Source organism: Sorangium sp. So ce693 (genome assembly GCF_051521375.1).
In the GTDB taxonomy this organism is placed as follows: domain Bacteria; phylum Myxococcota_A; class Polyangia; order Polyangiales; family Polyangiaceae; genus Sorangium; species Sorangium atrum.
Map to the genome: position 1 here is coordinate 12,400,224 of NZ_CP150347.1, position 19,739 is coordinate 12,419,962.

Genomic DNA, 19,739 nt, shown 5'->3' on the forward strand with positions numbered 1-19,739 from the left:
TTGCGCGGCACTCGTGCCGGGTACGATGATCCGGACGAGGAAGCGGGGGCCTTGGCCCCGGCCAGCGCGCCGCGCCGGGGAGCGCCCGCCTGCGTCGTTCTCCAGCGAGACGACGCAGGGGCTCACCGGGTACGAGAGCGACGACGAGCTCGGGCTCGTGAACCTGAAGGCAGGATCTACGATCCCAAAATGGCGCGATTCTTGACGACGGATCTGCTCATCTCGATCCCGTTCTTATGCGATACATTTCGGCGCATAAGTACATTGGCCCTGGTGGAGACGCATACATTTCATCGAAGAAGGGTGTTGCACCTGCAACGATCTGAACGGGAGTGCAGGTGTCTCGCGCAGGGCGCTGTAAGTCGAGGGTTGCCCTGCCGATTCCGTAGAGCCACGGACGACCGGTGCGCGCGATGGCGCACGCCTACCGTGAGGATCCATGAACCGAATTCGTGATCTCGAGGAGTGACCGCACGAGCGGGTCCTCGTCGTCCATGGCGCGCCACACCGCGCGGCCAAGGATGACGACGTTGAGGTCCCGAACCCGCTTGAACACCGCTCCGGCAAGGAGCGTCGACGCGGCGCTCTCGGGAAACAAGCTGAGACCTTCGCCGCTCGCCACGAGCAGGAGGATCACATCGCTGCTGACCTCCTCGTGGGCGAGATCGAGCGTCGGATCACGCGCTCGGAAGGCGGCGATGATGTCGTCGTGGAGGCGCGGGCCCTCCTTGCGCGGAGGCCAGAGAAAGCGCTCTTGCTTCAGGTCCGCGACCCTCAGTGAGCGCCGTGCAGCGAGGCGATGGCTCCTCGACATCACGACGCCGACGCGCTCGCGATACAGCACGCGGAAGCGGAAGAGCGGGTCGTCTTCCGGCGAATGATACCCGTACCCGACGGAGATCTTGCCATCGCGCAGCGCGGCGACCTGCTCCTCGCTCGGCAGCGGCCGAAGGCGTACCTCGACGCGCGGATGACGCGCGCGGAACGTCTGCACGATCTCCGGCAGCAGGAGGGTGTCGGCCAGGGCGCCGTCGAATCCGACCACGACCGTCCCGATACGGCCCTGCGCCGTCGCGCGGGCGTCCTCGACAGCGAGCGTGGCGCGAGCCAGGGTCGCGCGCGCACCTTCGAGGAAGCTCCGGCCGGCGGCGGACAGCTTCACCCCGCGTCCCGAGGGCACGAAGAGCTCGACGCCGATCTCCTCTTCGAGCTGAGCGATCTGCCGGCTCAAGGGCGACTGCGAGACGTGAAGCTGCTCGGCCGCCCTTCCGAAGTGCTCCGCTTCCGCGACGGCGATGAAGTACCGCAGGTGGCGTAGCTCCATGGTTTCAGACCTATAGGGTCTGAAACCGTTGCGATCAATGTCCTGGTGGTCTTGAGCGCGACGGCGCAGGCTGTTCGGAGGCCATCGACCCGCCTCTGTTTCGCTGAGCCTCGCGCCCGACAACCGAGAGGACCCGACCATGACCGAGAACAACCCCACTTCCAGCTCCGAACGAAGGGAGCCCGCGAGGCCCGCGCCCGAGGCGAGCCAGATGATGCAACGTCGCCCCGCCGGCGCGGTGCTCGTCGCCGGGGCAGTGACCTTCTTCCTCGCCGAGTTCATCGCCGCCGCGGCATGGACGGATCCTCCCTACAGCTACACGCATCACTACATCAGCAACCTGGGAGTCCGTGGCCCCCTCGAGGCGCTTGGGCAATTCATGAACTCGCCGCTCGCGTGGGTCATGAACACCGGGTTCTTCCTCTTCGGGATCATGTTCTTCCTCGGTGTCGCCGCGCTGAAGGGCCTGCGAAGCTGGCGCCGCTGGGCGGCGCTCATCCTGGGAGCCCTCGTGGCGCTTGGCGGCGTCTTGCTGGCGTTCAACCCCGGTTCCGGAGAGCCGCCCGACGGCGCCGTCGACTATCACGGCCTGGGCGCCTTCGCGTCAATCGTCGGAGGCAACGTGCTCGTGATCCTTCTTGGGCGCCAGCGCCAACAGATCGGAGTCACCCCGAAAGCCGGGAGGGCCATGGTGGCCCTCGGCGTGTTCGGGCTCGCCTCGATGGTGGCCTTCCTCGCGGTCGCCAGCTCGGGGGCCAACGTCCTCATCGGCCTCGTCGAACGCTGCGCCGTCTATCCCATCCTTGTCGGCTTCATCTGTGCGGGGGCGTCGATCTGGAATCGCCGGACGTGTGCACGCTCGAGCGGCGAGGACGAGCCTTCCCGACCACCGATGCTGAGCAGCAGCCTGCCTGCAGCCTGCAGCCTGCAGCCTACATCATCAAGATGCGCGCCAAGCCTGGAGCGAGTGACGAGCTGTTCCAGCTAGCCACGGTCGGAATGGAGAAATCGTGGGCGGTGCCGGCGACGAGCGGAGAGCTCGGGGAAGCGCCGCAGCATGTAACGAAGCATCAGGTGGATGCGCGCGCGAAGTAGGTGCCGTGCTCGAGGTCGGCGAGCAGCCCCGCCTTCTCGGGCTTCCAGCCGAACCGCGCCTGCGTGAGCGCGCTCGACGCGGGGGTGTCGAGCGCGAAGAACCCGCCGAGCCAGCCGAAGTGCTCCTTGGGGACCGATTCGACAGGCACGCCGAGCTTGCGGCCGATCACGCCGGCGATGTCGCGGGTCGGGATGCCCTCGTCGCCGATCGCGTGGAGTCGCGCGCCGGCCGGCGCCTTCTCGAGCGCGAGGACGAACAGCCGCGCGGCGTCGAGCCGATGCACCGCGGGCCACCGGTTCTCGCCGCCACCGACGTACCCGGAGCGCCCGGTCTTGCGCGCGATCTCGATCAGCATCGGGACGAACCCGTGGTCGCCGTCATCGTGGACCGATGGCGGCAGCCGCAGCGAGGACACGCGCACGCCGCGGCTTGCGAACGAGAGGGCGAGCTGCTCGGAGGCGGCCCGCAGGCCGCCGGCCGACGCGTCGGGCGCCTCGTCCTCGCTGGCGACCCGGCCCGGCGCGAAGCGCGCGATGCCGGAGGCGATGACGAGCGGGCGCCCGGAGCCGGCGAGCGCGCCGCCGAGCGCCTCGATCGCGCCGCGGTCCTTCTCGCAGTTACCGGCGTAGTCGGTGAAGTCGTCGTGCGAGAACGCGCAGTGGATCACCCCGTCGCAGGCGGCGGCGCCGCGGCGCAGGCTATCGAGATCCGTGAGCGAGCCGCGGTGCACGTCGACGCCGGCGGCGGCGAGCCTCTCGGCGGACGCGTCCGAGCGCGCGAGACCGACCACGCGGTGGCCGGCGCGGGCGAGCTCGGGGACGATGGAAGATCCGATGAAGCCGCTGGCTCCCGTGAGGAAGATGCGCATAGGAAACCTCTCCTTGGTTCGCGATGCACCATGGCACCGCCGCGGCAACCGCGAAATACACGGCCGTCTCCAGTTCTTGCCCGATCGTCTACGCGGGGCTAGGCTGCCACCGTGATCCCCGGGAGCGACGAGCTGAAGAACCTCATCTCGCGCTGGTGCCCCAGCGACGGCGTGCACGCCTCGTCGGTGCCCGGGATTTCTTGCATCAAAGTCTCGCGCCCGCAGCAACGCGCGAAGCGGCACTGGCGCGCGTCGTTCTGTATCGTCGTGCAGGGCACGAAGGAGATCCTGCTCGAGCGGCAGATCTTTCGCGAGCGGGAGCCTCACTACATCGTCAGCCCCATCGACCTGCCGGTGACGAGCCGGGTGATGGGCGTGTCGCCGGCGCAGCCGCTCCTGGGCCTGAAGATGGACTTCGACGCGGCCCTGCTGCGCGAGATCGCGGCGCAGCTCGACCGCGCGCGGCCGGAAGGCCTCGAGAACCCGGGGCGCGCGATCTTCGTCGGCAAGGCGAGCGACCGTATGCTCGACGCCGCTGTCCGGCTGGGCGCGCTGCTCGCGACGCCCGACGACGCGGCCGTGCTCGCGCCGCTCGTGAGGAAGGAGCTGACCTTTCACCTGCTGAAAGGCCCCGACGGCCCGGCGATCCGGCAGCTCGTGCGCGCGGGCAGCCAGGCGCACCGCATCGCCGAGGCGGTCTATCACCTGCAGGCGTCGCTCGACGAGGACGTCGACATCGCCGCGCTCGCGCGCGCCGCAGGGATGAGCCGGGCGGCGTTCTTCAAGCGGTTCAAGGAGGCCACCGCGATGAGCCCGCTGCAGTATCAGAAGCGCCTGCGCCTGCTCGAGGCGCGCCGCCTGATGGTCGAAGAGGGCGCGGGCGCCGAGGTCTCGGCGTTCCAGGTCGGCTACACGAGCGCCTCGCAGTTCAGCCGCGAGTATTCGCGCATGTTCGGCAACTCGCCGCTGCGCGATGCCCGCGCGCTGAAGCAGAAGTCCGCGGTCGTCCAGGACATGTAGTCCGGCGGCTTTCATCGACGTCCTTCGTTTCCGCTCCCACATTCCGCCCCCGTGGCCGCCTCGATCTGAAAGATTGAGCTCGCCCAGAAACCGCTCGGCGCCTTCGCCGTAGGACTGGGCACCGCTCGACATGAGCGGGGCGGTGCGCCGAACACCGAAGCATGCAGCCGTATCCGGACACGGGCTCGCCCGTGGACGCCGCACGACGGCCGCGATGCTCGCGTGGCGCAGCGCGGACAGCGCAAACCATCAGAGAATGGAGAGGCAGCTATGAGAAAATCAATTGGCGCCCTGTTGCTCGTATCCCTCGCGTCGGTCTGTCTGAGCGCCTGCGGGGGTGAACCCGAGAGCCCCGCGGACGGCCAGAGCGCCGTCGGATTCGTGTTCGTGGGGACGAACCACAACAACACGCACGACGCCGGCGAACCTGCCAACCAGGTCACCGTGTACCGCAGGTTTGCCGATGGATCGCTCGAGCTCGCCGATCACGTCGACACCGGCGGCCAGGGGTCCGGGCCCTCGGCGCGCTTCGCCGGCGATGGTCTCGGCTCGTCCCATTCGATGGTGCTCAGTCAGGACCGGGCATTCCTCCTCGTGACGAACGCCGGCAGCGACACGCTCTCCGTGCTCCGCGTCGGAAAGGACACCCTCGAGGTCACCGACGTCCAGCCCACCAGCGATGGCGCCGGGCCGGGCTTCCCGAACAGCGTGACCCAGCACGGCGATCTCGTCTACGCGCTGAACGGCGCCGGCGAGGGGAGCGTCACCGGCTTCCGCCTGAGCGACAAGGGGAAGCTCACGCCGATCCCCGGCTCGACCCGGCTGCTCTCCGCGAACCAGGCCAGCCCGCCGGACACGCTGTTCAACCCGGCCCAGGCGTCCTTCACGCCGGATGGGAGGCAGCTCGTCGTCACGATCAAGGACGGGCCCGCCGCGGGCCTGATCGGCGGCGTGACCCCGACCGGCCCGAGCCGGGTGCTCGTGTTCGACGTGCTCGATGACGGCCAGCTCGCGCAGACGTTCACGCAGACCGAGCTCGACAACGACGGTCCGTTCGGGTTCTCGTTCGACGCGGCCGGGCACCTGCTCACGGCCATGTTCGTGGGCGGCGATGACCTCGCCGGCGCGGCCGGATCGTTTCAGATCAATGCGGACGGCACGCTCACGCCGATCACGCGGAACGCGAAGGTGAGCCAGCTCGATCCGTGCTGGCTCGAGAACAACGGGGAGTTCGCGTTCACCGCGAATTACACCTCGGGCACCCTCTCGAGCTTCCGTATCGGCGACGACGGCAGCCTGACCGTGCTCGACGAGCAGGCCGGCCTCAGCGACGAGCGCGCGGGCACCGCTGGCGCGAGCCAGCAGGGCTCGACGCCGCTCGATCTCGGCATCAGCCCCGATGGCAGGTTCCTCTACGACGTCCTGCCGGGCTCCGGGAAGGTGGGCGCCTGGCGGATCGAGGACGACGGCGGCCTCACCAAGATCGGCGAATACGGCGGGCTCCCCAGGACCGTCGACGGCGACAGGGCGCCTGAGGAGCGCTTCGGCCCCGGCGGGAGCCCGGCCGGCATCGGCGTGCTCTGAGCCTCACGGGCCCATTCCACCGCATCCATCCACGCTCAACTCGAGGAATCGAATCATGCATAACGACGCCAAGGACGATCGACGCGCGGTCTACGTGATGACGAACGCGACCCCGAATGCCATCCAGGTGTTCCACCGGGCGGGCGACGGCACGCTCTCCCCGGGGGCCTCCTACCCGACGGGCGGGAACGGCCACGCCCCGAACCCTCCGCTCGGCTTCCCGATCCTCGAGTCCCAGAGCGCCCTGGTCGTCAGCCGGGACGGGCGCATGCTCTTTGCCGTCAATGCAGGGAGCGACACGATCTCCTCGTTCGTCGTCCGCCGAGGCGGGGAGCTCCAGCGGGTCGGCCTCGTCTCCTCGAACGGCGCGCGCCCGGTCTCCCTCGCGCTCCACGAGGGCGTGCTCTACGTCGCGAACGCGGACAGCAAGAGCATCCAGGGATACCGCGTCGGCCACACGGGAGAGCTGACGATGCTCGCCGGCGCCTCGCGCTCGCTGAGCGGCTCCGGTATCGCCACCATCGCGTTCAACCGGACGGGCGATGTCCTGGTGATCGCGAGCCGCGGGGACGGCGAGCCGATGGGGAGCCTCGAGACCGTCACCGTCGATGACCACGGGATGCCCGGGCCGGTCCGCCGGCAGGACGTGGTGAAGGCCGGCCAGGCGCCGTTCGGCTTCACGTTCGATCGGCGCGGCCACGTCATCCTCTCGAACCTGTCGCTGACCGGCGACAGCTCGGTCTCGCGCTACAGCGTCGCCCCCACCGGGGAAATGCGGCTCATCGCGGAGCAGCGCATCTTCACGACCGCGGCGTGCTGGGTGGCGACCGCGACCGCCGGCCCCTCGACGTTCGCGTTCGTCACGTCGGCGGGCTCTCGCTCTGTCACCGCCCTCCGCGTCGACAGGAGCGGCAGCCTGACGCCGGTGGGGCCGCTGAGCGCGACGGAGCAGGCGGCGTTCACGAGCGGGCTGGCCCTCGATTGCGCCGTGAGCATGGGCGACGATTTCCTCTACGTGCTGAGCCCTGACGGGTTCAGCGTGCCGCCCTTCACAGGGGCGGGCCCGGCCGTCGTCCACGGCTACCGGATCGAGCCGAGCGGCGCGCTGACCTCGCTGGGCCCGCCGGTAGGCCGCTTGCCCCAGGGCGCTACCGGGCTCGCCGCTGTGTAGCCGGGGCGATGCGGCAAGCGTCTTCCACCTTCCACGGACCGCAGGAATCTCAGGAGCCCGGCCGGCGCCCGACAGCGCCGTTCCCGGGCACCTTGGATGAACGCGGGCGTGACCTTCGGTCAGCGAGCGGCGGGTCGGTGGGTGGCGTGGAGTTCGGCGAAGTCCCAGACGAGCTTGCGGAGGGGTTCGGGGGCTTCGATCTGGGGGAGGTGACCGGCGTTGGGGAGCAACGCAAAGCGGGCGCCGGGGATGGCGGCGGCGTAGGCGCGGCCATAGTCGGGGGTGCAGATGCCGTCGCTGTCGCCCCAGAGGACGAGCGTGGGCTGGGAGATGGCGGCCAGCCGTGGGCGCAGGGTCGGATCGGTCATGGTGCCGCCGTAGGTGCGCAGGGTGGCCCGGTTGGCGGCCATGGCGGCGCGCTGGGCGTCGCTGAGGCTGGCCGGGTCGATGCGGAACGATTCGGGGTCGTGGTAGCTGCGCTCGGCCAGCTCGGTCAGGGTGAGAGAGAAGATGTCGGCGACGGGCTGGCCGGCGACCTCGATGCCGACCGCGTCGACGAGGAGGGTGCTGCTGATGCGCTGGCTCTGCAGGAGGGCGAGCTCGGCGGCGATCCAGCCGCCGATGGAGCTGCCGATCACGGTGACATCGACGAGATCGAGCTGATCGAGCAGGGCGCGGTAGAGCTGGGCGAGGCCAGCGATTGTGGTCAGCCATTGCGGGCGGTGGGTCCCGTCGAAGCCGGGATGGGTGGGAACGATCACCCGGGCGTGATTGCGTTCGGCAAGGGTCCTGGCGAAGCCGGACACGGACTGGGGACCGGCGCCGCCGTGCAGGAGCAGGAACGGGTGTCCGGCGCCGTACGCGTCGACGGTGACATCGAGTTGGCCGTGGCCGGGAAGGGTGAGGCTGTGCGTTGCCATGGGGGCTCCCTGGAGGGTTGCGGCGAGCGCGCTCGCCGGAACCGCTTGTGGTAAGGCTCTTGTCGAAGCGGCGCGCGCGCGGATCGTCCCGCTGGGGCGCAGCGTGGCGGCTTCGATGACTCGACCCTAGCGCCTCGCTCGACGGCGCACATTGTCCGGACGTGCCAGAAAGGTGGCACGCGACGCCAAGCGCACGGTGTCCTGCGATCTCGCCAGAGGCCGCGCGCTGCCGGGGATCGAGCCCGCGCGCGGGCTCGGCGCTCTAGGGAACCCGGCGCGCCGGCGCCTTGTCGGGACGCGGCTGTGTCGTGGCGCCTGGCGCCAGCGAAGCGCGGTACTCGGCCGGCGTGCGGCCGCTCCAGCGCCGGAACGCCCGGTAAAAGGCGCTGAGCTCGCGGAACCCGACGAGCCACGCGACGTCGGCGATCGATCGCTGCTCGTCGGCGAGGAAGCCCGCCGCCATCTCGTACCGGACCTGATCGAGCACCGACTCGAAGGTCTGGCCCTCGCCCGTGAGCCTGCGCTGGAGCGTGCGCCGGCTCGTCCCCAGCGACTTCGCGACGCGGGCGACGTCGGGCGAGCCGTCGCGCAGGAGGGCGGCGATCACCTCCCGCGTCCTCGCGCACCAGGTCTCCCGTGTCGCCAGGGCGGCGAGGAGCGCCTCTGCAGAGCGGGAGACGAGCTCCTGGAGCACGGCGTCGTGCTGCGGAAGCGGCTGATCGAGCACGGCGTCATCGAAGATCAGCCGCGGCACGGGCGCATTCCAGGCGATCGGCGCGGCGAACAGGCGCTGGTGAGGCCGCACGTCGGCCGGGGCCGAGGACGCGAGCTCGACGCGCACCGGGGAGATCGGCGCGCCGGTGAAGGAGCGGCCGAGCAACAGCATCGTCGCGCTGCCCAGCTCCGCGAGCTGGCGACGGCCTTCCGGAGCGGCCATGGCCGTTTTCCCCTGGGGCCGGAGCACGATCGACGTGAGGCGCGCCGCGCGATCGCGCTCGAGCTCGAGGCGAACTCCTTCGTTCCAGAGCACGAGGTAGCGAGCGGTCCGCTCGTACGCGGCGCGAAGCGTCGGGCTCGTGGAAGCAGCATAGGTGACGACCCCGAAGCGGCGCGGGTCCGCCGCCTTCGCAAGGCGAAGCCCGAAATCGTCGACGCGGGTCAGCTCGACGGCGGCCCTCAGGAGCTCGGGGAGCTTCTCGGCCGGGCCTCGGGCGTCAACGCCGTCCAGCGGGACGCCGGCGAGCACCTCGGCGCGGAGGCGGCTCGCTGCGCCGGGCGCGAGCTCGTCGGAAAAGACGAGAATCGACAGGAAGGAGCCGGCAGCAGCGCTGTGGCTCGGCGCCGAGACGTGTGGGCCGCGCGGAGGCATCGTTCGAGTGGAGGGGCCAAGAGGAGCAAACGCGTTCTCGAGAATCAAGAGATGGCGTGCCGCAGCCGACCCTCGAGCCCCGCCACGAACAAGCAGGCCAGGACACGGCGAGAAGCGCGCTCGAAGCGTATCCATCGGATATTCCAGCCCATCATGTGGCCTCCCACCCGCTGGCCGGCGCGGGAACACCGTCCTCCCCGGCGATCCGCCTCGCACGACGCTCGCGCCCCGACGCGAGCTCCGCGAACCCGCGTGCCCCTGTCGGCTGGGGCACGGTATGCTTGTCGCACCATGAAGTACTCTCCCGGCCTGCTCCTCTCGGCGCTTCTCGCTGGCGCCTGCGGAGGTGGCGAGGCACACCCATCGGGTTCGACCATGACCGCAAGCTCCTCTCTGCTCCCCACCGCGGCCAGCGCCGCGCCCGCTCCCGCGTCCGAAGGTCCCAGCCGCCCCGCCTACCCGCCCACCCGCGTCGCCCCGGTGACGGACGCCGTGCATGGGGTCGAGATCACCGACCCGTACCGCTGGCTCGAGGACGGCAGCGCGCCCGAGGTGAAGGAGTGGATGAAGGCCCAGGACGCGTTCACGCGCGCCGAGCTCGCGCGGCTCCCCGAGCGGGACGCGATCGCGTCAAGGCTGAAGCAGCTCTTCTACATCGATGCGGTCTCCGCGCCGCGCCACCGCCGGGGCCGGTACTTCCTGAGCCGGCGGCACGCGACCAAGGAGAAGTCGGTCGTCTACTGGAAGGAAGGAAAGAGCGGCGAGGAGCGCGTGCTGTTCGATCCGAACACCTGGTCCGACGATGGCAGCGTCTCGCTGGGCGGATGGGAGGTGTCGTGGGACGGCAAGAACGTCGCCTACAAGATCCAGCAGAACAACTCGGATGAAGCGACCCTCCATGTGATGGATGTCGCGTCCGGCAAGCGCTCCGACGTGGATGTCATCGAAGGGGGCAAGTACGCGGTTGCGTCATGGACGCCCTCCGGCGACGGCTTCTACTACGTCTGGCTCCCCACCGACCCGTCCATCCCTGTCGCCGAGCGGCCGGGTTACGCGGAGGTGCGCTTCCACCGGCTCGGCCAGGATCCGAAGCAGGATCGCGTGGTGCGCGGCAGGACGGGCGATCCAAGGACGTTCCTTGGCGCGTCCCTCTCCAAGGATGGCCGCTTCCTGATGCTCACCGTCTCCCACGGGTGGACCTCGGCGGACGTCTACTTCCGCGATCTCCGCCGGCCGGGCGGGCCCGCCGTGGACAAGCCGCTCGCGGTCGGGCGCGACGCCCACTACAGCGTCGAGGTCTACAAGGACCGGTTCTACGTCCACACCGACGAGGGCGCGCCGCATTATCGCGTCTTCGAGGTCGATCCGGACAGGCCGGAACGCGCTGCGTGGAAGGAGATCGTCCCGGAGCGCCCCGACGCCACGCTGGACAGCGTATCCATCGTGGGTGGGCACCTCGCGCTGAGCTATCTCAAGGACGCTTCGAGCCGGGTCGAGGTGCGCACGCTCGACGGCAAGCTGGTCCGCGAGGTCCCGCTGCCGGGCATCGGCACCGTCGGCGGCCCTTCCGGGCTGCCCGACGAGGACGAGGCGTATTTCTCGTTCGAGTCCTACACATCGCCTCACGAGATCCACGCGACCTCGATCAAGACGGGTCGGACCGAGCTCTATGCGCGCGTCGAGGTGCCCGTCGATCCGTCGCCCTTCAGCGTCGAGCAGACCTTCTTCCCCTCCAAGGACGGCACGAAGATCTCGATGTTCATCGTCCGCCGCAAGGACATGAAGAAGGACGGGAGCTCCCGCGCGCTGCTCTATGGCTACGGGGGGTTCCAGATGTCGCAGACCCCCGCGTTCACCGCCTCGATGTACCCCTGGCTCGAGCGGGGCGGCGTGTACGCGGTGGCGAACCTGCGCGGCGGCGGCGAGTACGGGGAGGCGTGGCACCGGGACGGGATGCTGCTGAAGAAGCAGAACGTCTTCGACGACTTCATCGCCGCCGCGGAGCACCTGGTCCACGAGGGGTACACGCGGCCCGAGCGGCTCGCCATCCTGGGCGGCTCGAACGGCGGCCTGCTGGTCGGCGCCGCGCTCACGCAGCGGCCCGACCTGTTCGGGGCCGTCCTCTGCGGCGTCCCCCTGCTCGACATGGTGCGATACCACCTGTTCGGCTCCGGCAAGACGTGGATCAGCGAGTATGGCTCCGCCGACGATCCGGAGCAGTTCAAGGCGCTCTACGCCTACTCCCCCTATCACCACGTCCAGACGGGGAAGCGGTATCCGCCGGTCCTCCTGATGTCGGCCGACAGCGACGATCGGGTCGATCCCATGCACGCGCGCAAGTTCGCCGCCGCGCTGCAGTCTGCGAGCGCGGGCGGTCCGGTCCTGCTCCGCATCGAGCGGAACGCCGGGCACGGCGGCGCGGATCTCATCAAGTCGGCTGTCGCGAAGGGCGCTGACCAGATCTCGTTCGCGCTGTGGGCCACGAGCGCGCAGGCGCCGGCAAACAAGTCAAACAAGTAACGAGTCGAGGCGGCGCGCGGCGCTGCGCATGACGGGCGCCGCGCGTGCGGCGCGCGACGCTCGTACGCCGCAAGACGCATGAGGCGCGCGGCGCACCACGAGAGCCGCGCAGGAGGCGCGGGACGCGCGCCGCGGGCGGGGCGACGGACAGGCTTGCGGCTCCGCGCCGCGACGGCTAACAACGCGCCGCTGTGCGAACGCTTCACCCCGTAGCCGGGGCCTCGCGCCGCGGGCCTTTGATCTCGCGCCCCCTCGCGGCCGCCGTCTCGGCGCTCGCGGAGGGCCCGCGCGCGCCGCTCGCGGACCTCGCCGATCCTGCGGCGGTCCTGGCCGGGCTCATGGACCTGCACGGGAGCGTCTCGCTCGCGCGCGAGCTCTCGCTCCTCGACCGCCACGCCGCGCCTCCGCGGGCGTCCGAGGGCGCGCGCGCCGAGGTCCGGGCGCTCGCCGCCGATCGCCTCGGCGAGCTCGCGGAGGCGCTCGACCACGTGTTCGCCGCCCCGTTCCACCGGCGGAACAAGCTCCCCGACGCGGCGGCGGTGCACGCGACGCTGGAGCAGACCGGGGTGTTGCCTGCCCGCGCGGCCCGCGACCGCGGGGGGCGCCCGCTCGCGTCCGCGGCAGGGCAGCTCTGGGAGCCGTTCGGAGAGCTCGTGGGGCGCGTCCTCGGCCGCATCCGGCTCGAGACGCGCGCGCTGCGCGAGGAGCTCGCGCCTTCGCTGCGGGCGCTCGGCCCGGACGCGGCGCGGCTCGAGCGGCTCGACGCCGCGATCTCCTCCGCCACCCAGAAGCGGCGCGAGCGCGCGCTCGCCGAGCTCGTCCCCGGGCTCTCGCGCGCCTTTGCGCGGGCCTTCCGCGCGGCCGTTGGCGCGCTGCCGGAGGGGGCCGGGATCGAGGACGTCGCGGGCTGGTTCGGGCAGGAGCAGTGGCTCCTGCGGGAGCTCCAGCGCATGGAGCTCGTGGTCCAGGCGGTGCTTGCGCACGAGGCAGGCCGGCTGCTCTCGCTGGTCGACGGGGCGGCGGCGGCGGGCGCGCCCGCGTAGCTCGCGGGGGGCTTCACGATGCGGCTCGCGACGGCGCGGCAGTGGACGACGCGGATCCTGGTGCTCCTCACCGGCGGGGTCGGCCTCGCCCTGGTGGGGCGGGCGGCGCTCGTCTACCGCGGGGCGGACCCGCTCGCGTACCGCCTCGTGCAGCTCATCGGGCTGGGGCTCGCGCTGGGCACGCTGGAGCTGTTCGTGCGCGCGGGGCGGGCTGTCCGGATCGAGCGCGAGATCGGCGCGCTGCCGCGGCCGGCGACGCGGGCGGCGATCGAGCAGAGCGGCGCGCCGCTCCGATCGATGCTCGAGGCGCGGATCGCCGGCGCCGCGCTGCCCCCGGCGAGCGCCACGTTCGCGTCGTACCTCGTCGGCCTGCTCGTGATGATCGGGCTGCTCGGCACGTTCCTCGGCCTGTTCGAGACGCTGCGGGGGGCTCGCGAGGCGCTGACGATGAGCGCCGACGTCGACGCGCTGCGGGAGAGCCTGGCCGCGCCCATGCAGGGCCTCTCGCGCGCGTTCGGCACCTCGGCGGCGGGCGTCGCGGCGTCGGGGATGCTCGGGCTCGCCGGCGTGCTCCTTCGCCGGGCCGAGGCGCGGGCCGCGGCGGCGCTCCAGGCCTATGCGTCGGGCCCGCTCGCGGCGCTCACGGTGGCGGGGCGGCAGCTCGCGGCGCTGGAGGCGCTGGCGCGGCAGGGCGAGGCGCTCCCCGCCGCGGCGGCGTCGCTCCGCGAGGCCACGGGCCGCCTCGAGCGCCTCGAGGAGCGGCTGCTCGCGGTCCAGGTGGAGGGCGCGCGCCAGGCCGCCGCGTCGTTCGCGGCGGCCGCGGCCGAGGTCCGCGGCGACATCGCCGCGGGCCTCCGGCAGACCGCCGACGTCGCGGCGAGCGTGGTCAGGCCGATCCTGGCGGAGGCGGTGGAGCGCGCCGGCGCGGCCGCGGGCGGCGCGCTGCAGGCGGTCGAGCGGCGCCTCGACGAGGAGGCGCGCGCGCGGCGGGAGGCGGACGTCGCGTCGGCGTCGAGGCTGGAGGGCCAGGCGGAGCGGCTGTCGTCGGTGGTGGGGGGGGCGATCGAGCGGCTGGAGCGGGCGCACGCGGCGCGCGCAGCGGAAGCTGCGGAGCGGCAGGCGGAGCTGGACGCGGAGCGCGCGGCGCACCTGACGGCGCTGGGCGAAACGCTGTCGGGCGCGCTGTCGGAGGCGGCGCGTGCGGCGCAGGCGGCGCCGGAGGCAGCGTCGCGGCTGATCGGGGAGGCGTCGGAGCGGCTGTCGGCGCGTGCGGAGGCGGACGCAGCGCGGGACGCGCGGCTGGACGCGCTGCTGGAGAAGCTGTCGGAAGCGACGGCGGGGATGGCCGGGAGCGCGCGGGAGCAGGCGGAGCGGGTGGCTGCGCTGGCAGAGGCGGCGGAGCGCAGCGGCGCGGAGCGCGAGGCGCGCGCGGAGGCGCGCGTGGCTGCGCTGGGCGAGGCGACGCAGGCGCAGCTGGCGGAGCAGGCGGCGCGGCTGCTGGCGTTCGAGGAGCGGCTGGACGGAGCGCGGCGGGAGGCGGCCGACGGGCTCGCCGAGCGGCTCAGCGCCCATGCCCGCGGCCTCGGCGAGAGCCTGGCGCAGCTGGAAGGGGGCGTGGCGTCGCGGCTGGAGCGGATGGAAGGGGGCGTGGCGTCGCGCCTGGAGCAGCTGGAAGGGGGCGTGGCGTCGCGGCTGGAGCAGATGGAAGAGGGCGCTGCGAAGCGGCTCGCTCGGCTCGACCAGGAGGCCGCCGCGCGCCGGCACGAGCTGGAGACGGCGTCGGCGTCGAGGCTGGAGGGCCAGGCGGAGCGGCTGTCGTCGGTGGTGGGGGAGGCGATCGAGCGGCTGGAGCGGGCGCACGCGGCGCGCGCAGCGGAAGCTGCGGAGCGGCAGGCGGGGCTGGACGCGGAGCGCGCGGCGCACCTGACGGCGCTGGGCGAAACGCTGTCGGGCGCGCTGTCGGAGGCGGCGCGGGCGGCGCAGGCGGCGCCGGAGGCGGCATCGCGGCTGATCGGGGAGGCGTCGGAGCGGCTGTCGGCGCGTGCGGAGGCGGACGCAGCGCGGGACGCGCGGCTGGACGCGCTGCTGGAGAAGCTGTCGGAAGCGACGGCGGGGATGGCGGGGAGCGCGCGGGAGCAGGCGGAGCGGGTGGCTGCGCTGGCGGAGGCGGCGGAGCGCAGCGGTGCGGAGCGCGAGGCGCGCGCAGAGGCGCGCGTGGCTGCGCTGGGCGAGGCGGCGCGGGCGCAGCTGGCGGAGCAGGCGGCGCGGCTGCTGGCGTTCGAGGAGCGGCTCGACGGAGCGCGGCGAGAGGCGGCCGACGGGCTCGCAGAGCGGCTCAGCGCCCACGCCCGCGGCCTCGGCGAGAGCCTGGCGCAGCTGGAAGGGGGCGTGGCGTCGCGGCTGGAGCGGATGGGAGAGGGCGCGGCGTCGCGGCTGGAGCGGATGGAAGGGGGCGTGGCGTCGCGGCTCGAGCAGATGGAAGAGGGCGCTGCGAAGCGGCTCGCTCGGCTCGACCAGGAGGCTGCCGCGCGCCGGCACGAGCTGGAGACGGCGTCGGCGTCGAGGCTGGAGGGCCAGGCGGAGCGGCTGTCGTCGGTGGTGGGGGAGGCGATCGAGCGGCTGGAGCGAGCGCACGCGGCGCGCGCAGCGGAAGCTGCGGAGCGGCAGGCGGAGCTGGACGCGGAGCGCGCGGCGCACCTGACGGCGTTGGGCGAGTCGCTGTCGGGCGCGCTGTCGGAGGCGGCGCGTGCGGCGCAGGCGGCGCCGGAGGCAGCGTCGCGGCTGATCGGGGAGGCGTCGGAGCGGCTGTCGGCGCGCGCGGAGGCGGACGCAGCGCGGGACGCGCGGCTGGACGCGCTGCTGGAGAAGCTGTCGGAAGCGACGGCGGGGATGGCGGGGAGCGCGCGGGAGCAGGCGGAGCGGGTGGCTGCGCTGGCGGAGGCGGCGGAGCGCAGCGGCGCGGAGCGCGAGGCGCGCGCAGAGGCGCGCGTGGCTGCGCTGGGCGAGGCGGCGCGCGCGCAGCTTGCGGAGCAGGCGGCGCGGCTGCTGGCGTTCGAGGAGCGGCTCGACGGAGCGCGGCGGGAGGCGGCCGACGGGCTCGCAGAGCGGCTCAGCGCCCACGCCCGCGGCCTCGGCGAGAGCCTCGAGGCAACCGCAGCCGTCGTGCGGGAGGCCTCGGAGCTCGTGCGGGCCGGCGGTGCCGAGATGACGGCTGTGGCGGAAATGTTCACCGTAGCGGTGGACCGTTACCGCGACGCGAGCGATCGCTGGCTGAACAGCCTGGGGGCGATCGAGGACGCGATCGAGCGGCGGGAGCACGGCGAGGCGACGGACCTCCTCGGCGCTTACCTCGACCAGACCCGTGAGGTCTTCGATCACTCGCTGCAGTTCCAGCGCGAGCTCTTCTCCGAGCTGCGGGCGCTGAGGAGCAAGACGAGCTGATGCGCCGCGCCTCGCGTGCGTCCGGCCCTGGTCTCCCGCGCCTCGCGATCGTGGGCTCCGAGGATCGTGGCGAGCGCTCGCCGCGTTGTTTGCTGACGTCTGCCGCGAGCGCGATGCGATGTCCCTGACGCCGGCCGAAGACGATGTCCCCGAGCAGGCGGCGGTCTGGCCGGTCTTCGGCGACCTCATGGCCTGTCTCTTCGGCCTCTTCGTGCTCTTTTTCGTCTGGGCGATCTCGTTTCAGGTCGATCTGGCCCGCGATCTCGCGGCCGAGCGCGCCACCCGCGCGACGGAGCGCGCGCGTCTGGAGTCGCTCGAGCGCGCCCTGGCCGGACCGCTCGCCGAGGGGCGGATCACCCTCACGGAGGGGCGCATCGGGATCCGCGGCAGCATCCTGTTCGAGCTCAACTCGGCCGAGCTTCAGCCTGCCGGCATCACGCTGCTCCGCGCGCTGGCCGGCCCGCTCAAGGCCTACCTCGATCTTCATGACGAGCTCATCATGGTGAGCGGTTTCACGGACGACCGCCCGCTCACGAGCTCGTCCCGCGGATATGCCGACAACTGGGAGCTCTCGGCGCAGCGAGCGCTCACGGTGACGCGGGCGCTCGCCGCGGCGGGGGTCCCCGACACATCGCTGTTCGCGGCCGGCTTCGGAGAGCGGCACCCGGTGGCGCCCAACGACACGAGCGAGAACCGGGCGAAGAACCGCCGGGTGGAGATCTCGCCGATCCCGCGGCGAGGCGCGCCCTGATGACATCCACGGCGGATTTTTCGCCGACAATGCCCTCCCAACCCGGGTTGGCCGCGTCGCCCCAACCTGGGTTGGCCGCGTCGCCCCAACCCGGGTCGCCCCCGGCCGACGCGCGCCTCGCCGCCCTGCGGGCGGCCGGCGCCCACCGCTTCGACCCGGCGGGCTTCCGCCTCGTCGAGGCGCTCCTCGAGCGCGCTCGCGCCCTCGACGGCGGCGCCCGCGCGCGCCTCGCTGCCCGCGCCTCCGCGCGGCTCGCGGCGCTCGACGCCGCCTTCCACCGCGCCCGCGCCGATGCCGAGGCCCACCTCCGCGCCCTCGCCGACGCCGGCCTCCCTCACGACGGCGCCCTGGCCGCGGCGCTCGCGCTCGGCGATTTCCCCGCCGTCGTGAGGACCACGCGCCGCCGCCTGCGCGCGCTCGCCGCCGAGCGGAAGACGACCGCCGTCCCCTCGCTCGCGCGCCTCCGCGGCGAGGTGGCCGCGCGCGACGTGCGCCTCCCCGAGCCGCTCGCGCGCGATCTCGCGGAGCTCCCGTGCGACGGCGACGTCGTCGAGCGCCGGGTGAAGCGGCAAGCCCAGGCCCTCAGCAGCGCGCTGTCCACCGCGCTGTTCCACGAGTCGCTGGTGAGCGCTCGCGCCACGCTCGCCGTCGCGCGCGCGGCCGACAACGTGCCGGAGGACGCCGGCCCCTACAACGCCCAGGTGCTCGCCGCCCGGGCGCTCTGCGCCGCCGAGCGGCTCTCGGAGCACTACCTGCGCGCGCTCGTGGCCAGCCTCCAGGACCTCGGCGCCCTGGCCGCCGCGCTCGAGCCGCAGCCCGAGAAGCCAGCTCGGAAAAAGGCCGCCCCGCGGAACACCAGCAGCGACGCTGCCCCTCGCCGACGGCCAGCCCGGTCCGCCCGAAAAAAAGAATCCCTTTTTCGCGGATCGCGTTAGGTAAGTAGTCCCCATGCTTCGCTCGCCAGGCCGATCGCTCGCTTCCCTCGCGCTCTTCCTGCTCGCCGGCTCCTGCTCGTCCTCGCCCGACAAGGTGCAGAGCGGGCCGCTCACGCCGCCGCTCAAGCAGTGCGGCACCGAGGTGGTCAAGCACGGCGACGGCTACAACGGCGCGGCGCGCGAGTGCATCTGGCAGGCGTACAGGAACCACGACCCGTCCGAGTTCACGACCACGCGGTACACCATCGAAGGCGACCCCGTCACCTACCGCCTCGAGGTCACGCTCACGGGCGTCGTGGTCGTCGTGAACAGCAAGGATCGCTACGCGCTCCGGGGCGTCTTCCGCCACGAGTGCCGCAACCTCGAGCGGATCATGCAGGACGGCACCGAGGACCGGCGGTTCGGCTTCGCGCTGAGCGCGTGCTCCGGCGGCGGCGCCGAGCGGTTCGCGGTCCCGTGACGAGGCCGCCGCGCGCCGGCGGCCCGGCGGCCCGACGGGAGGCCGCCCCGAAGCCGCGGCAAATCGAGACGTTGGAAACGGAACGGCGACGGGCGCGCAGCGTGAGGCGCGATCGCGCGCCGCGCCGAGCCCGGCGCGGACAGCCGCGGGCGGGCGCGGCCCGAGGCCTGATCTGGTGGACGCGACCGATCCTTGGCGCGTAGGCTCGCTACGAGCAGTCGGAGCGGGCGGCAAGATGAGCAGACGAAGCACCCCGTGTCGCGCGATCGGTCCGATGAAGGCGCCGGAAGGGTGTGCCGGAAGGGTGTGGATGACGCGATGACGGAAGACGCGCGCCCGTCGTCCGGCAGTCCGGCAGAGCGTGCCTGCGAGCAAGCTGGAGGGAAGCGCCGTGCAGCGTCACCTCGTTTTTGAAGCCGCCGGGATCACCCATCCTGGCATGGTCAGAGACACGAACGAGGACAGCTTCGCGATCCTCGAGCACCGTGGGCTGTTCCTCCTGGCCGACGGCATGGGAGGTCGCGCCGCCGGGGAGGTCGCCTCGCGCATGGCGATCGATACGGTGCGTGATTTCTTCGACGATCCGGACTCCACCTGGCCTGTCGCCGTCGGCGTGGGGCCGCCCACGACGCGGGGCTCGGAGGCGCGCTACGTCGATCAGGGGCTCCCCCTGCTCGTCGCGGGCATCCAGCTCGCGAACGGCCGCATCTTCTCCGCGGCGCGGCGCGACCGGGAGAAGCGCGGCATGGGCACCACGATCGCGGCCGTGCTGGCGCGCGACGGCTTCATCGCCGTCGCGCACGTGGGTGACAGCCGCGTATACCGCCTCCGCGATCATCGCCTCGAGCAGCTCACGCGGGATCACTCGCTGGTCAACGAGTGCATCCGGCTCGGCCACCTCCTCCCCGAGCAGGCGAGCTCGTTCCCGCTCCAGCACGTGATCACCCGCGCCCTCGGCACCGACGAGGCGGTCGACGTGGAGACGCGGATCGACGCCATCGAGGCAGGCGATGTCCTGCTGCTCTGCTCAGACGGCCTGTCCGGCGTGGTGCCGGCGCAAGATATCGCAAGTATCCTGGCGACCCACGCCGATCTGGCCGAGATCGCGTCGCGGCTCGTCAAGCGCGCCAACGAGAACGGTGGTCCCGATAACGTCACCTGCGTTGTCGTGCGCTGGCGCGCTTCGCCCGGCGGCCCCACCAGGCGCTGATCCGCGCGCCCGCCCCGCCGCTCCGGC

The 19,739-nt window shown here is 72.4% G+C and carries 15 protein-coding genes; 11 read left to right on the forward strand and 4 right to left on the reverse strand.

What is annotated here, in order from left to right; genetic code table 11:
- Nucleotides 1–424: 424 nt before the first annotated feature.
- Nucleotides 425–1,324: a LysR family transcriptional regulator gene (locus WMF14_RS46290; protein ID WP_437797080.1), complete on the reverse strand. Its 900-nt coding sequence runs from the start codon at nt 1,322–1,324 to the stop codon at nt 425–427.
- 139 nt (nt 1,325–1,463) lie between these two features.
- Between WMF14_RS46290 and WMF14_RS46295 the strand changes: the two genes are divergently transcribed.
- Nucleotides 1,464–2,312: a DUF998 domain-containing protein gene (locus WMF14_RS46295; RefSeq protein WP_437797082.1), complete on the forward strand. Its 849-nt coding sequence runs from the start codon at nt 1,464–1,466 to the stop codon at nt 2,310–2,312.
- Nucleotides 2,313–2,394: 82 nt separating this feature from the next.
- Here WMF14_RS46295 and WMF14_RS46300 read toward each other — a convergent pair whose 3' ends face one another.
- Nucleotides 2,395–3,288: an SDR family oxidoreductase gene (locus WMF14_RS46300; RefSeq protein WP_437797084.1), complete on the reverse strand. Its 894-nt coding sequence runs from the start codon at nt 3,286–3,288 to the stop codon at nt 2,395–2,397.
- A gap of 111 nt (nt 3,289–3,399) precedes the next feature.
- Between WMF14_RS46300 and WMF14_RS46305 the strand changes: the two genes are divergently transcribed.
- From WMF14_RS46305 to WMF14_RS46315, 3 genes are all read left to right on the forward strand, one after another.
- Nucleotides 3,400–4,308 (forward strand): AraC family transcriptional regulator N-terminal domain-containing protein, encoded by a 909-nt coding sequence (locus WMF14_RS46305; protein WP_437797086.1) that lies wholly within the window; start codon nt 3,400–3,402, stop codon nt 4,306–4,308.
- Nucleotides 4,309–4,578: 270 nt separating this feature from the next.
- A complete protein-coding gene (locus WMF14_RS46310; protein ID WP_437797088.1) occupies nt 4,579–5,892 on the forward strand; it encodes a lactonase family protein in 1,314 nt (437 codons plus the stop codon).
- Nucleotides 5,893–5,947: 55 nt separating this feature from the next.
- The gene (locus WMF14_RS46315) at nt 5,948–7,063 is read left to right on the forward strand and encodes a lactonase family protein (protein ID WP_437797089.1); all 1,116 of its coding nucleotides are present in this window, start codon (nt 5,948–5,950) and stop codon (nt 7,061–7,063) included.
- A gap of 119 nt (nt 7,064–7,182) precedes the next feature.
- On the opposite strand, the gene WMF14_RS46320 is transcribed toward WMF14_RS46315, so the two are convergent.
- Together WMF14_RS46320 and WMF14_RS46325 are read right to left on the reverse strand one after the other, a co-directional pair.
- On the reverse strand, nt 7,183–7,983 hold the full coding sequence (locus WMF14_RS46320; RefSeq protein ID WP_437797091.1) for an alpha/beta fold hydrolase: 801 nt from the start codon (nt 7,981–7,983) through the stop codon (nt 7,183–7,185).
- A gap of 262 nt (nt 7,984–8,245) precedes the next feature.
- Nucleotides 8,246–9,352 carry an AraC family transcriptional regulator gene (locus tag WMF14_RS46325; RefSeq protein ID WP_437797093.1) on the reverse strand — a complete coding sequence of 369 codons (1,107 nt, stop codon included), beginning with the start codon at nt 9,350–9,352 and terminating at the stop codon, nt 8,246–8,248.
- A 375-nt stretch (nt 9,353–9,727) separates the two neighbouring features.
- On the opposite strand from WMF14_RS46325, the gene WMF14_RS46330 reads away from it, so the two are divergent.
- From WMF14_RS46330 to WMF14_RS46360, 7 genes are all read left to right on the forward strand, one after another.
- Entirely contained in the window at nt 9,728–11,872 is a 2,145-nt protein-coding gene (locus WMF14_RS46330) for a prolyl oligopeptidase family serine peptidase (protein ID WP_437797096.1), read from the forward strand.
- A gap of 236 nt (nt 11,873–12,108) precedes the next feature.
- Nucleotides 12,109–12,915, forward strand: coding sequence for a hypothetical protein (locus WMF14_RS46335; protein ID WP_437797098.1), 807 nt, complete (start codon nt 12,109–12,111; stop codon nt 12,913–12,915).
- 18 nt (nt 12,916–12,933) lie between these two features.
- A complete protein-coding gene (locus tag WMF14_RS46340) occupies nt 12,934–16,356 on the forward strand; it encodes a hypothetical protein (RefSeq protein WP_437797100.1) in 3,423 nt (1,140 codons plus the stop codon).
- Nucleotides 16,357–16,474: 118 nt separating this feature from the next.
- Entirely contained in the window at nt 16,475–17,107 is a 633-nt protein-coding gene (locus tag WMF14_RS46345; protein ID WP_437326259.1) for an OmpA family protein, read from the forward strand.
- Nucleotides 17,108–17,136: 29 nt separating this feature from the next.
- Nucleotides 17,137–18,042, forward strand: coding sequence for a DUF2894 domain-containing protein (locus WMF14_RS46350; RefSeq protein ID WP_437797102.1), 906 nt, complete (start codon nt 17,137–17,139; stop codon nt 18,040–18,042).
- Nucleotides 18,043–18,055: 13 nt separating this feature from the next.
- A complete protein-coding gene (locus tag WMF14_RS46355) occupies nt 18,056–18,502 on the forward strand; it encodes a hypothetical protein (protein ID WP_272096295.1) in 447 nt (148 codons plus the stop codon).
- A gap of 439 nt (nt 18,503–18,941) precedes the next feature.
- Complete coding sequence (locus WMF14_RS46360) at nt 18,942–19,712, forward strand: Stp1/IreP family PP2C-type Ser/Thr phosphatase (protein ID WP_272096297.1); 771 nt, start codon at nt 18,942–18,944, stop codon at nt 19,710–19,712.
- Nucleotides 19,713–19,739: the final 27 nt, after the last annotated feature.

Coding starts and splice junctions, on each gene's coding strand:
- WMF14_RS46290 (WP_437797080.1), bottom strand. CDS start 1,324: ATGGAGCTACGCCACCTGCGGTACTTCATCGCCGTCGCGGAAGCGGAG.
- WMF14_RS46295 (WP_437797082.1), top strand. CDS start 1,464: ATGACCGAGAACAACCCCACTTCCAGCTCCGAACGAAGGGAGCCCGCG.
- WMF14_RS46345 (WP_437326259.1), top strand. CDS start 16,475: ATGTCCCTGACGCCGGCCGAAGACGATGTCCCCGAGCAGGCGGCGGTC.
- WMF14_RS46325 (WP_437797093.1), bottom strand. CDS start 9,352: ATGCCTCCGCGCGGCCCACACGTCTCGGCGCCGAGCCACAGCGCTGCT.
- WMF14_RS46315 (WP_437797089.1), top strand. CDS start 5,948: ATGCATAACGACGCCAAGGACGATCGACGCGCGGTCTACGTGATGACG.
- WMF14_RS46320 (WP_437797091.1), bottom strand. CDS start 7,983: ATGGCAACGCACAGCCTCACCCTTCCCGGCCACGGCCAACTCGATGTC.
- WMF14_RS46340 (WP_437797100.1), top strand. CDS start 12,934: ATGCGGCTCGCGACGGCGCGGCAGTGGACGACGCGGATCCTGGTGCTC.
- WMF14_RS46360 (WP_272096297.1), top strand. CDS start 18,942: ATGGTCAGAGACACGAACGAGGACAGCTTCGCGATCCTCGAGCACCGT.
- WMF14_RS46330 (WP_437797096.1), top strand. CDS start 9,728: ATGACCGCAAGCTCCTCTCTGCTCCCCACCGCGGCCAGCGCCGCGCCC.
- WMF14_RS46300 (WP_437797084.1), bottom strand. CDS start 3,288: ATGCGCATCTTCCTCACGGGAGCCAGCGGCTTCATCGGATCTTCCATC.
- WMF14_RS46310 (WP_437797088.1), top strand. CDS start 4,579: ATGAGAAAATCAATTGGCGCCCTGTTGCTCGTATCCCTCGCGTCGGTC.
- WMF14_RS46350 (WP_437797102.1), top strand. CDS start 17,137: ATGCCCTCCCAACCCGGGTTGGCCGCGTCGCCCCAACCTGGGTTGGCC.
- WMF14_RS46355 (WP_272096295.1), top strand. CDS start 18,056: ATGCTTCGCTCGCCAGGCCGATCGCTCGCTTCCCTCGCGCTCTTCCTG.